This window comes from Mediannikoviicoccus vaginalis (genome assembly GCF_928097925.1).
Lineage (GTDB): Bacteria > Bacillota > Clostridia > Tissierellales > Peptoniphilaceae > Mediannikoviicoccus > Mediannikoviicoccus vaginalis.
In genome coordinates, this window is sequence record NZ_CAKMRI010000001.1 from 957,956 (window position 1) to 971,292 (window position 13,337).

At 32.2% G+C, this 13,337-nt stretch carries 12 protein-coding genes; 6 read left to right on the plus strand and 6 right to left on the minus strand.

The features are described 5' to 3' along the window. The first annotated feature begins 264 nt into the window (after nt 1–264). Nucleotides 265–1,608 (plus strand): H2O-forming NADH oxidase, encoded by a 1,344-nt coding sequence (gene nox / locus L6651_RS04620; RefSeq protein ID WP_237036828.1) that lies wholly within the window; start codon nt 265–267, stop codon nt 1,606–1,608. 1,010 nt (nt 1,609–2,618) lie between these two features. Here nox and L6651_RS04625 read toward each other — a convergent pair. The 3 genes from L6651_RS04625 to L6651_RS04635 form a co-directional block, all read right to left on the minus strand. Then, nucleotides 2,619–3,218, minus strand: a complete 600-nt coding sequence (locus tag L6651_RS04625) for a DUF6088 family protein (RefSeq protein WP_237036829.1) — start codon at nt 3,216–3,218, stop codon at nt 2,619–2,621. A 310-nt stretch (nt 3,219–3,528) separates the two neighbouring features. Next, nucleotides 3,529–3,924 carry an HTH domain-containing protein gene (locus tag L6651_RS04630; RefSeq protein ID WP_237036830.1) on the minus strand — a complete coding sequence of 132 codons (396 nt, stop codon included), beginning with the start codon at nt 3,922–3,924 and terminating at the stop codon, nt 3,529–3,531. An 846-nt stretch (nt 3,925–4,770) separates the two neighbouring features. Then, on the minus strand, nt 4,771–5,226 hold the full coding sequence (locus tag L6651_RS04635) for a hypothetical protein (protein WP_237036831.1): 456 nt from the start codon (nt 5,224–5,226) through the stop codon (nt 4,771–4,773). A 151-nt stretch (nt 5,227–5,377) separates the two neighbouring features. Between L6651_RS04635 and L6651_RS04640 the strand changes: the two genes are divergently transcribed. The 4 genes from L6651_RS04640 to L6651_RS04655 are packed head-to-tail and all read left to right on the plus strand — an operon-like array spanning nt 5,378 to nt 6,615. Further along, nucleotides 5,378–5,944 (plus strand): sigma-70 family RNA polymerase sigma factor, encoded by a 567-nt coding sequence (locus tag L6651_RS04640; protein ID WP_237036832.1) that lies wholly within the window; start codon nt 5,378–5,380, stop codon nt 5,942–5,944. Between the two features lie 31 nt (nt 5,945–5,975). Next, a complete protein-coding gene (locus L6651_RS04645) occupies nt 5,976–6,173 on the plus strand; it encodes a DUF1659 domain-containing protein (RefSeq protein WP_237036833.1) in 198 nt (65 codons plus the stop codon). Between the two features lie 32 nt (nt 6,174–6,205). Further along, nucleotides 6,206–6,424, plus strand: coding sequence for a DUF2922 domain-containing protein (locus tag L6651_RS04650; RefSeq protein ID WP_237036834.1), 219 nt, complete (start codon nt 6,206–6,208; stop codon nt 6,422–6,424). A 47-nt stretch (nt 6,425–6,471) separates the two neighbouring features. After that, nucleotides 6,472–6,615 carry a YvrJ family protein gene (locus L6651_RS04655; protein ID WP_237036835.1) on the plus strand — a complete coding sequence of 48 codons (144 nt, stop codon included), beginning with the start codon at nt 6,472–6,474 and terminating at the stop codon, nt 6,613–6,615. Nucleotides 6,616–7,550: 935 nt separating this feature from the next. On the opposite strand, the gene L6651_RS04660 is transcribed toward L6651_RS04655, so the two are convergent. Continuing rightward, entirely contained in the window at nt 7,551–7,898 is a 348-nt protein-coding gene (locus L6651_RS04660; protein WP_237036836.1) for a type II toxin-antitoxin system RnlB family antitoxin, read from the minus strand. Between the two features lie 29 nt (nt 7,899–7,927). Beyond that, the gene (locus L6651_RS04665; RefSeq protein ID WP_237036837.1) at nt 7,928–9,403 is read right to left on the minus strand and encodes a ribonuclease H1 domain-containing protein; all 1,476 of its coding nucleotides are present in this window, start codon (nt 9,401–9,403) and stop codon (nt 7,928–7,930) included. Nucleotides 9,404–9,860: 457 nt separating this feature from the next. On the opposite strand from L6651_RS04665, the gene L6651_RS04670 reads away from it, so the two are divergent. Continuing rightward, nucleotides 9,861–10,742 (plus strand): hypothetical protein, encoded by an 882-nt coding sequence (locus L6651_RS04670; RefSeq protein WP_237036838.1) that lies wholly within the window; start codon nt 9,861–9,863, stop codon nt 10,740–10,742. A gap of 241 nt (nt 10,743–10,983) precedes the next feature. On the opposite strand, the gene L6651_RS04675 is transcribed toward L6651_RS04670, so the two are convergent. Continuing rightward, nucleotides 10,984–13,143 carry an isopeptide-forming domain-containing fimbrial protein gene (locus L6651_RS04675; protein ID WP_237036839.1) on the minus strand — a complete coding sequence of 720 codons (2,160 nt, stop codon included), beginning with the start codon at nt 13,141–13,143 and terminating at the stop codon, nt 10,984–10,986. Nucleotides 13,144–13,337 lie beyond the last annotated feature (194 nt).

Sequence of the window (13,337 nt, forward strand, 5' to 3'; positions counted from 1 at the left end):
ATACTTTCCCCACTTTAATTCTAACTTTATAACTTTATTGTAGTCCATATTTGTAATTTTTTCAAATTATATTCACCCTCTATACTCTGTATAATAACAGATTTGTACAGACTTTAAATCTTAACATTTTTAATCAACTTTTTAAAAAAATATACATAAATATAATGAAATTTATAACATGAGTATGGTATTAGTTTAACAAGTATGGTATAATGATGTTATCCATACAAGAATAGTATGGTATAAAATATTAGGAGGGATAGTATGAAAATTATTGTAATCGGAGCAAACCACGCAGGTACTGCTGCATCAAACACAATCCTTGATCATTTTAAGGACAACGAAGTTACAATCTACGACAGAAATAATAATATTTCTTTCCTAGGTTGTGGTATGGCACTATGGATTGGCGAACAAATTTCAACCTCTGACGGACTTTTCTATTGCAACAAAAATGTTTTTGAAGAAAAGGGTGCCAAGGTACATATGGAATCTGAAGTTCTTTCTGTTGATGAAGACAAAAAGACTGTTAAAGTTAGACTTAAGGACGGAAGCGAAATCGAAGATTCTTATGACAAGTTAATAATTGCAACTGGATCAAGACCAAGATCAAACAAACTTCCTGGTGAAGACTTAGAAAATATTGAAGTTGCAAAGCTTTTCCAAGATGCTAAAAAAGTTAAAGCAATTGGCGAAAGAGAAGATATTAAAAATGTCGTTGTAGTTGGCTCTGGATATATTGGAGTTGAACTTGCAGAAGCCTTCCAAAGAATAGGCAAGAATACTACACTTGTTACAAGGGACAGCAAAATCCTTGAAAATTATTTTGATCATGAATTTTCAAAACCACTTGAAGATGCAATGGCAGAAAACGGAATAAAACTTGTATACAATGAAGACGTTGTAGAATTTAAAGGCGAAGACGGAAAAGTTATGAGCGTTGTTACAAATAAGGGCGAATACGAAGCAGACCTTGTAATAAACTCAATTGGATTTGTGCCAAATGTTTATCTATGCGAAGATCTTAAGAGACACGAAAGAAGTGGCGCATACCTAGTAGATAAACGCTTTAGAACATCAAACGAAGACATCTATGCAATTGGTGACTGTGCAACTATCTACTACAAACCTTCCGATGCGCAAGAATATGTAGCCCTTGCGACAAATGCAGTTCGTTCAGGAATTGTAGCAGCACTTAACGCTTGTGGCGTCGACATCGCAAGCCCAGGAGTACAAGGTTCATCAGGAATGCAAATTTATGGACATAAGATTGTTATGACAGGTATGTCCGTTGACCTTGCAAAGAAATATGGAATAGAAGTAGAATACACAGACTTTGAAGACTTACAAAAACCAGCATTTATGGAAGATGTTCCTAATGCACAGGTAAAAATAAGAATTATTTATAGAAAAGATGACAGAAGAATTATCGGTGCACAACTTGGTTCAACATATGATGTATCAATGGGAATCCATATGTTCAGCCTTGCAATTCAAAAGGACGTTACAATTGATGAATTGGCGTTGACAGATATATTCTTTATGCCACATTTCAACCAACCATATAACTATATAACAATGGCAGCAGTAAAGGCAGTACTAGGTTAAGGGTAATGGTAAAAGGAGGCGACTGCCTCCTTTTTTAATCCTCTATTTTTGTTTTGTAGGGTTATACCCTGCCTGGGAGTGTTGCTCCCCCGCTCTGTCATGTTGAGCGAGCGTAGCGAGTCGAAGTATCTCACTTTCCATCAGGAAAGTGTCACCAAAGGTGACAACTCCCACGAAATACAAATCTTCCATTTCTTCCTCGAAGTGTTAGCCCCTCTTATGTCATCTTGAGCGAAAAAATTCTTAGGGAATTTTGTAGTCGAAAGATCTCAGACAGTTTTTTTAACTGTCCGTAAAAGTTTATTAATATGTTATTCTGTAGTGTTTCACCCTACTACCATTTTATTTTCAATACATTTCTTCTTTTTACTCCTGGGACAGGATGAAGGGGATTGCGATTTCCCCTCATATCCTATCCCTAAAACCCAACCTTTTACACCCTTAAAACGCTTGGGGATACCCCAAACCCCAATGTAAGCTGTAAAAAATCTTGTTGGATTTTCTGTGTTTATAGTTGTGTTTCGTAAGTTTTCGTAGTTCGTAGGAATATTATCCCACCGTACTGTCATACTGAGGGAGCGAAGCGAGTTCTTGACCTAACAGAAGACGAAGTCTTCGTCGTAGGTCAAATGTCGATCTCGTTTCTCTTTTCGTCAGGAAAGTGTCAGAAGGCGACCTCGTCTTTCTTCCTTCGACATGAGATAATATTATTTCCAACTTCCAACCTCTCAATTCTCACCTCTCACTTCGAACCTCTAACCTACAATTTTTCCCTAAAAATCAGCAATATGCCAGACACTGTCTGGAATATTGAGACAAAAAATTTTAAAAATATACCATACAACGTATCGCTCAACTTTTCTACGTTTTACTCAACTCTTTCGCGTTTTACTCAACTCTTCCGCATTTTACTCAACTCTACTGCGATTTACTCAACTTTTATGTAAACAAAAAGCAAAGGATCCCCCTTGCTTAATTTCTGCTGAATATTATTCTAAAATCAAAAACTTTTAACTATTAATTTCTCTTATCACTTCATATATCCATGATGGGACCGATTTTGCTTCATTCATTAAATCTGCTCTCTCTTTTTCAGATAAGTTTCCTCTTATCTTTTGTACAACCTGATCATTTATATTTTCCTTGCCCAAAGACTTGATTGCCTGAATTACAGTTGCAGTCTTTAAAGACATGTTGGCAATTTCTCCAGGATTTACCTTTTTAAATTCCAAAGTAGTATCGCCTATCTTATATTCCTTGTATCTCCCACTTGAAATATATTTATAATGAGTCGGAACCTGTGATGATAAACCCAATAAATTTAAAGCAGTACTATTATATGGAGCAATATTCCAATTATATTTTCTAGCTATAGCTAAAGCTAGCTCATGAATAGATACCTCTTCATATTCACCAATTAGCTCGCTATACCTAGGATTATAATAAAATCCATTTATTACCCTTTTGATTTTGCCTTCGGAAACAAGTTGATTTAAAGTTCTGCGAACAGTTTCTTTTCCAGCTATATCTAAAAAATCATTATTAATAAAAACTTTTTCGTTGCTCAAATTTTTAATTCTATTTTTTATTTGATCTAAGTATGAAGTCATTTTACACTCCTTTCTCCCGAATATTATATCATATTCGGGAGAAATATACTTTATCCTTAACATTACAGCCAAATACTGGAATAAATTACGTCCAAATACCGGAATAAAATATAGCCAAATACTGGAATGGATAGCCATTTACTGGAATGAATTACGGCCAAATACTGGAATAAAATACATTCCTATTCTCAAACTTCCAACTTCCAACTTCTCACTTCTCACTTCTCACTTCTCACTACTTTTCCCACATAAAAAGACGATTGTCATTCACTTACACAATCGCCCTTTTTATTATACAAATCCCCCACTATTATTTTTTTACTTTCCAATACCCACTTTTTGAACTACCTACATACTCAATTAATTTATCATCAGTAAGTTTTTTCAAATCTCGTTTAATTGTCCTTTCTGTTAAATTAAACTTTTTGGATAAATCAGTAGCTGTTATTCCATGATTATTTTCAATTATTCTAATAATTTGTTTTCTTCTCTCTGGAGGCTTTAATCTTTGGGTGTCATTTACGTCTTTTTGGGTGACATTTTTATCTTTTTGAGTGACATTTTGGGTGACATTTACGTCTTTTTGGGTGTCACTTTGACCCTCATTTTGACCCTCACTTTGACCTTCATTTTGACCGACATTTTGACTGACATTTGTCTCACTTTGACCGACATTCTTCTCACTTCTATTAAAGGGGTCTCCCATTGGTTAAAAAAGGAATTATATCAGAAATAAAAAGGTGGTAGGGTGAAACAGTACAGAATAACATATTAATAAACTTTTGCAGATGCTTTTCTAAGAAAAGCATCTGGGATTCTTCGACTTCAATTTTTTGTTCCAAAAAATTTACGCTCAGAATGACAATGAGGGGGAGGGAACGTTCCTAGGGAGAAGAGAAAACTTACGTAACACGATTATAAAACAAAAAGAAAATCCAACAAGATTTTCTTCTTCTCACTAAGCAGGTTTTCAGGACGGCCAGTCCTGAATCGTTTGGAAGGTAAGGAAGAGGGGATTTCAAGGGGAGAACGTTAGAAACCATACGAAAAGGTTTCTTAGTTCTCCCCTTGGGATGATTTTTAATAAAAGTTTTTATAAAAAACTTGCTCACTACTCCTGTCCCTGGAGTAAAGAGAATAACTATATTGGAAAGAATATCGTAGTAGGTCATAGACCTACAAAATAACATATTAATAAACTTTAGCGTGAACTTTCTACTAGAAAGTTCACGAGATGTTTCGACTCGCTTTGCTCGCTCAACATGACATAATTGGGGACAATATTCCTAGGAAGAAGATGTTCAAAATATATTACGTGCCGCAAGGCACTAAAAGAAAATCCAACAAGATTTTCTACAACTTACAACGGGGTTTGGGGTATCCCCAAGCGTTTTAAGGGTGTAAAAGGTTGGGTTTCAGGGATAGGATATGAGGGAAAATCGCAATCCCCTTCATCCTGCCCTTGGATTAAAGAGATTAACTATATTGGAAAGAATATCGTAGTAGGTCATAGACCTACAAAATATATCCATAACGGTTGTAGGTGTTAAACCTACATCGTAAACCTCCTCCTGTCTTCTACCAGTATCCCACACAGTATTCCATCATTCATTTTCTTTCTCACCAGTGTCTTATTATCTAAAACTTTTATTTCAACACCATTTTTTAAGTACAATATTCCGTCATTACATTCTTTTATTTTGTTCAAATTTACAAAGGCAAGAGTTCCATCATTTTTGCAAATCGGTTTTCTCGTCTTTATTCCAATGTAAATGTGGTTTTTATCAAAGACATGTGGAAGGGACTTTTTTAACGAAGAATATTTTTTTATTAGTTCATGTACTTGTTTCATATCTATTAGTTCTGTTTTTGCTATTTCCTTTAACACTGTATTTATCTTTCTTTTGTCTATTATAGTCTCGCCATTTTCAAGGTAAATTTTTGTGGCATCTCCAAATCCCTTTTCATAAATTGGTTCGACCGCTACGATATTTTCTTTAAAAAACATATAAAACCTCCTTAAGGAAAGTATAGCAGAACATATGTTCTCAGTCAATATTCCTTATATTTTTCTTCAATTCCCGTTTTTTATAATTCCAAATTCAGTTTTATTATGTAAGCACCCGGGAATTTAACGCAGCTGCAAGAAAGGTTTTGTTTTGAAAACTGATATGCAGATTGAAAAGATTATTGAAAACAAAGACATAAAAAATGTAGATGTGATTGTAAAGAAGTATCATCCCCTTATAGTGTCCTCTATTAACAGGTACTATAACAAGCCCCACGAGTTTGAAGAGCTATACGATGAAGGCGTGTTAGAAATTTGTGAAGCATTAAGGGACTATGATGTTAAAAGAAATGATTCATTTGGTGGCTATTTGAAGTCACGACTTTATTTCTTTTATATTAGCAAGAATAAAGAGAAGGAAAGTTTGTCCTTAGATGAGCCCATTGGCGAAGATGATTTAACATTGATGGACACTTTGATGGACCCTTCCAATATTGAAGATGATTTTGAAGAAAGGGAAGAATACAAGGCACTTTATAAAGGGATTAGTTCTTTAACCCATAGACAAAGGAATGTGATTTTAGACTTCTATATAAAGAAGGAATCCATTTCTGATATTGCAAAAAAGTATGGTGTTAAATATAGAACTGTAGTTAATACAAAGTTTATGGCCCTTCAAAAAATAAAAAAATATTTATTGAGTAGTAAAAATTCTTAAATTTGGAATATACAATTAGGAGGTGAAAGCGATGCTAAAGAGCGTAAAGATGAAATTAGGCTTTGAGGTTGACAGAGACGGCAAGACTAGAATGAAGTCAAAAACTATCTCTAATATCTCAGAACAAGCAGATGACGAAAAGTTAAAAGTAGTTGCAAACAGTCTATATGCATTGATTGATGGAACTATGGTCGAAACTACTAAGATTGTTGAATCAACAATTGAGTAGTTCGTGGTAAATGGACAAAGGAGGTGAATTAGATGGCAAAATATCTTTCTATGAAGTTTAAGAATGAACTTAATGACAGTGGTATGGTTAGACTTGATTATATTAAGGATGACCTAAACGATGAACAAGTAAAAGCTGCTGTTACAGCGATTGTTGACAATAAGGTGCTTGTAGGCAAGAAAGGCGTTCTTGACCAAGCAGTACAAGCGAGGGTTGTTGAAACAACTTATCAAGATTTTAGTATATTATAGTTAGAGTCCGGCTTTATGCCGGATTTTGACTATGGAAAGGAGATATGATGACAGAGTTATTAGAATATGTATCCAATATAGGTTTCCCAATAGTTCTTTCGTGGTTTTTAATTACCAGAATTGAGTCAAAATTGGAAACACTATCGGAAAGTATAAAAGAACTTGCCATAGTAATTGAGGGTTTACAGTAAAAAGGAGGATGTGTCAGGGTTAATCTGGCACATCCTCTTTTTACGAGCTTATTAAAAAAAGCTCGCAAAAGTTTATTGTTTTGTAGGTCGATGACCTACTACTTTTTTTATTTCTAATATCATCTTTCTTTTAACCAAGGGAAGAACTAAGAAACCTTTTCGTATGGTTTCTAACGTTCTCCCCTTGAAATCCCCTCTTCCTTACCTTCCAAACGACTTGGGGATTATCCCCAAGACCCCTTTTATAAAGCTGTAGAAAATCTTGTTGGATTTTCTTTTAGTGCCTTCGGCACATAGTGCATTTTGTACATCTTCTTCCTCGAAGTGTTAGCCCCTCTTATGTCATCTTGAGCGAAAAAATTTCGAAGAAATTTTGTAGTCGAAAGATCTCGAGATTTTCTTTGAAAATCTCGCTAAAGTTTCTTAATATGTTTTTCTGTAGTTTTTCACCCTAAGAAGTGTTATCCCTTCTTGTGTCATTCTGAGCGAAAAAATTTTTGAAAAAAATTTTGCAGTCGAAGAATCTCGAACACTTTTTCTAAAAAAGTGTTCGCTAAACCCTCATAATATGTTATTCTAAGTTTTATAAACTTACCAAATCCTTATTATATCAACATATTCATTCCTAAACCCAGGGACAGGATGAAGGGGATTGCGATTTCCCCTCATATCCTATCCCTGAAACCCAACCTTTTACACCCTTAAAACGCTTGGGGATACCCCAAACCCCAGTATAAGAAGTAGAAAATCTTGCTGGATTTTCCGTATTTTTATATCCTACTAAGTATCTATCTAACATCCTGATTCAAACATATAACTTCTTACAACACTTAGACCAATTATGTAAAGTGATTTTTTATTAAAGACCAAAAAAACTGTTAGGGTACACTGATTCAAATACCATAACAGTTTTTTAATGATTAATTTTTAATATTTTAAGATGTTGCTATTAATTTTTTTTGAGAATTTGTTAAAATTGAATTATTTAGCCATGCAGGTTCTGTATTAATTATAGAATTAGCTTTATCAATTATAGCATCATTAACCATTACATAAGCATATTGGTTTAAATCCAATGTACCATCTTGATCAATTTTCACTTCAATAAATCTATAGCTATTCAAGCCAGAAACTAGAGCAGTGTCTACTAAAACCTTACCTCCAGGTAAAGGAAGCTGTTTTATATTTTTTAGGCAAGCAGAAATTTTTTCTTTATAATCCAGTAATGTTATTATATTATTATAACCTGATAGATTTAGATCATTTATTAAATAGTTTGTCATAAAAATTCCTCCTTCCTAAATATCTGTAATTAATTATATAGTTGATAAAACTCATTAATTAGATTTAAATTAGTGATAATCAATTCTCTTGCTGTTTTTAAATCCTCAATAACTTCAGTATCCATTGAATCTTGACTCCAATGTGAATACGGATGCCTGATTCTATTATATGAATTATATAGCCTGTTTAAGTAATCTATCTGTGAATTATTTAAATCTTTCTTATCAGAATTATAATAGTATTCCTTCGTTTCCTTATTTATGCTAAAAAAAGAAAAATTATTTTTACTATTAATATTCTCAGTTTCTTTACCTAAATAATCATTTAATATTTTATGAAGATAATATTCCATAGCTCTAAAAACAGGTGTTACTAAAAATGTAAAGTCTGGTAAATCTGCTATTAACTTTGTGCTGAATACAGCTGATATCAAAGTATTTCTAACCTTTAGGTTTTCTGTATTACTTGGAAAATCTGGCAAAAATTGTGAAAAAGTATTTTCCAAGTCATCTTTTTCTATATTAACAGCATGATAAGTATTTAAAACCTCTACCACAGCACTATCTGTTGGCAATAATTCTATAGCGTAAGATATTAACTTTTGAAATAAAGTGCTTTGCTTACCTTGAACATATGACTTTTGACCATTATAACAATTTATAGTAAGTTTCTCTTTTCCTTTTTGAACTTTGATCTTATTTAAATAATCATTTACTCTTTCAAGATTATAAACTATCTTTTCATCTTCATCTGTAAAATCATATTTTATATCTTCAATAATATTAGACCATTTCTTGTCATCAAATCCAACAAAATAAACTGATCCGTCATTATAGGTTTTATATCCTTGTGCTAATAATGCTTTTTTTGCTAAAGCATCAGCTTTTTCATTATAAGAAATCCCACTATGTGCTGGAACTTTACAGAATTCAATGTCAATCAACAATTTCTTTTCGTCTATAAACTTTACATATCCTTTTGTTAAATCATTTTTTGCTTTCCACTCAGAAGTTGCCCATTTCTCAATACCTTCATAATCATAGTAGATTGTTATTTTTTTCTTATCATTATCTATAGCCCAAAGAATTACTTCTTTGACGCCGCTTAATTCTCCTGCAACATTTCTATAATTAATATTCTCCATATCTATATAAGCTTTGTATAAATTATTCTCTTTTTTATCTGATAGAATGACCGCTCCAAAAGAATACTTTTCTTTTCCATCAGCATTTTCTGAATAACTTCCGTCAACAAATGCAATTACTTTATCACTGTCTAACTCTTTAATTTTCTTTGATATTTCATTATTTAAGTCTTCAAAATTTTCGAGTTCCTCATCTACTGTCGCATCTTCTTTAATAAATTTCAGAGCTTCTTCTTCTGTTAAAAACGATTTATAAACTGAACCAGAAAAACCTTCTACTTGCACTTTTGTTTGTTCCCATGTTTGATATATTCCAGGGTTTTTTCCTACTTTTACAGCATAGTATTTTTTCTTTCCCATACGTTTCATAAGCTCCTTTCAATTTAAATTATAATTCTCTAAATTATAGTTAAATCAAATTACCCGACCTGGTGCACATTATTAAGAGACCGTCGGGTACTAGTTACATTATAATAAATGATTTAACATATTTTGTCAAGTATTTTATAATATTTATTCTATCATCAGGTTTTAGTATTGAGTTGCTCTTTGTCTCTTTTAATTTAAATTCTTTAAAATTTTATTAAAGGCAGATTCTATAGTTCTAAACTCTAATTTAAATTCTTCCATTTTTTTAATCTTCTCAAACCCCAACTTCTCACTTCTCTACACTCAATCCCGTTTCACTTTCAGAACAAATAATCTAACATTAAGTTTTATTTGACTTATTAGTATGTAATGATATAATTTATTTTAATACAGATTTCGTTGTGTGTAATACATTATAAGCTAATTATAATTGAAAAAGGATAAAAATATGAGATTTCAGGATTTTTTCATAGATTATAAAATTAATTTAAAACAAATCGAAGGAAAAATAAAATATAATGATTTACCTCGTTACCGAAAGATTTTTATTATTTTATTATATTTAAATTTGTTTTGTTTTGTTACATCAATACTGATTTTAATAATTTCATCAATATTTTTTAAAGATTTTTATTTAAATTCTCATTTAGTATCATATTTAGAAGTTAGCTCAATTATTTCGTTTTTCTTCTTTTTTATTTTAATTTTTTCATTCTTGAAAATTGATAATAGAGAAAAAAATTTGAAAAAAATGTCACTCGACTTTTATTGTTCTTATTCATTAAAACGAATGAATATGGTAATTAGCCTGTTAAAAAATTATAATATAGATATTAACAATAGCAAGTCTATCAATAGACTTATAAAAGAATCAAAAAAGCAACTAGCAAGATATAATTTAATAAAAATTTTAAAATTCTTAGGTGTAGTTACTGGTATTTTTAAAAGCGACATTTATAACATTATGAATTTTCCAAATAATAATATTAATTCATTATTTTTGGTTATTTTGTATTTCGCGTTATTATATATACTTATTCGTTTTATACTATATTTCTTTTTCTCTGATAAAAATGAGTATGAAGATTTAATATCCGATTTAAGACAAGTAAAACTTTTTTACTCAAATAACAAAAAGAACATGGATAAACTAAGAAAACAAATGAAATCTTTGAACAAATTTATTAATTCAAAAAAATTTAAAAAAATAAAAGAGTTTAAAGATGTACCAAAAGTTAATAAAATAACAAAAGTTAATTACATTGTAAAAGTTAAAAATATAAAGTCATTAAAAAAAGTTCATGAAATAAAAATAATTATTTCTCAGTGAAATTTTTCAAGTTAATAAATCTACAAAAAAAACTGTTGAGGTCATATAACTATCCCAACAGTTTTTTATTCCATTTCTTACATCTCACATCTCATTTCCCATCTCTCATTTCTCACTTCCTATCCCTCAACAACGAGATCCTTCGAGTCGCTTACGCTCCCTCAGGATGACAGGGGTGGGGGTTTTTGCAACCAAAAAAGAGAGGACACGCCTCTCTTTTTCTAAGCATTATTATGCTCTATTAAATTTCTTCAGCTTCTCTTTTCTTCATAGCAACTACTGCGCTAACCATTAGTGCAATACCTACTGCTGCGAAGATTATTGTACCGATACCACCTGTTTGTGGGATATCAACTTTCTTGTTTATGATTCTCATAGCATTATCTTCTGCTTGATCATCATTAATACCAAAGTCAATTTCTTTTGGAGTTTGTTCTCCATCATCACCAATTGTGAATGTGAATTCTAGTTTTGCCTTAGTTGCATCTACATAAGTGTCAGGAGCTTTAACTTCCACTAAAGTATATGTTCCAGGTGCAAGACCAGCTATTTCAAATTGACCTAGTTCATTTGATGTTAATTTTAGTACATCTTCTGCGTCTTTAGAATCAGCCCAAGTTGTCATATCTTTTAGTGTTGCATTCCAAGCATCATCTCTAGCTTTTTCTAATTTTTGTATTTTTGCTCTTTCAGCCTCAGTTTGTTTATCTGCTTCTAAAGCATTATAATCTTTAATTGCTTGTTCAAAAGCGCTTTGTGCTTTATTATATTCTGTTCTGTCAGCAGCTTTTCCTGTTAAGAAAACTTCTTTTTCTCCATCATCAGTTGTTATAGTTTTCTTAACTACAAATTCCGCTCCTGGAAGTCTCTTACCTTCAGTATCGGTCTTAACAAATTTTGCTCCGTAAGTTACAACTTTTGGTTCGTTAGGATTGATTGGCTTTGGATTGTTATCTTTGTAGTTCTTTGCTGTTAATCCACCAGCCTCTGTAGTCTTACCATATTCTACAGAGTGTCCGTCAATATAAGTTTCCACTACCTTGTACTCAATATTTTTGTTTAAACCTTTCCAAGTATAAGTCATAGTTTCACCTGCAGTTATAGTTACAGGGTTTTCGAATTCATATCCGTCTACAGTTTCTACATCTTTAGCTTCAACTTTTTTACCAGTTTGAGCATTGTATAGTGTAAATTCTACATTTTGCTTAGCAACGCCAGTATCCCAATCCTTTGTAATAGTTAGTTCACCATTATCATTTGGTTTATTCGGAACTGGTGTATTTCCATGATCTTCGTTGTTTCCATAGTGGAATGTAACGTCGTTTGATTCTGGAATAGCTACTACTGCTTTTTCATTAAGAGTTGCATGGTAGTCTATTCTTATTGTTTTTTCTTCAGTTGCTTTTGCAATTTCTTTAAGGCCTGTGTCTGTTAATTTTAATTTAAATCCATTTTCAGTTTCATCTAATTCATACCATTCTTTATTCATTTCTTTACCATCATATTTAACAGTTAAGCCTTTATTGTATAGTTTATCGCCTTCTGCTTTGCCTTTTACATCTTCTCTTTTAACAAATGTAAGACCTTCTGTCATCTTATCGTCCCAGAATGCAGTTTTCCATTTAGTCTTTGCAGGAACTTTTGTAGTTACTGTGTAGTCAATAACATCTCCTACATTGTGTGGTTCAGCTTTTGCATCTGATTTTTCTTGATCTGTTCTACCGTTTTTTCCGTTTTCAAATTCTCTGGTAAAGTCTTTGTTTGTATCTGGTTTTTCTTCAGTGTTCTTTGGATATACGTGAGCTTCTTCAACAACACCTTCCTTATTTACAAGTGGTAAAGTTATTGTTGTTGGAACTGCTTTCATATCTGTAAGAGTTTTACCGTCTTTACCAACATATTCTGATTTTTCATGAACTTCGTTAATTCTGTAAGTTCCCTTTGGAAGTTTAGAAGTATCAAGTTCTAATGCAGTGAAAGTTTTTTGTCCAACTGTTATTTCTTTTGTTAATCCAGCTAACGCATCTGATAAGTCAGCTTTTGCTTCTGTACCTGTAGTTGTAACAGCCTTCCATACCTTTTTAGTTGCTCCTTCTTCTGCACCTTCAGATGTATCTGGTACTGTAAATTCTTTTTCAACTACGAAGTATACTCCTGGAATTTCTGTAGCGCCTTCGCCGAAGAATGTTCCAAGATTTTCTATTTGATTTCCATCATATCCTTCTTTGTTAACATTATGAGCATCTAATTGTGCTTTTGTCATTAACATTTTGTGAACATAAACTTTTTTAGTTCCTTGTTCATCTTTTTTTTCATCTACTGCCGCAAACACTGGTGCTGCTACGCCTAGCACCATTACGAATGCTAATAGCATTGATAATAATTTTTTCGTCTTTTGCATTTTTCTCTCCTTAAATTTTGAGTTTTGTAATAATTAAGATTATTACTTTTGGTCTTTGTGGGGAAGATGGTAAGAGCCATCTTCCTTCCAAAGCCTTGACTGTTTTCACAGTCCATAGAAATTAATTATTTTGCAATTGTCTCCCATAACAGTCCGTAGACTGTTACTTATCTTCCCTTTGGTCTTTCGACCCC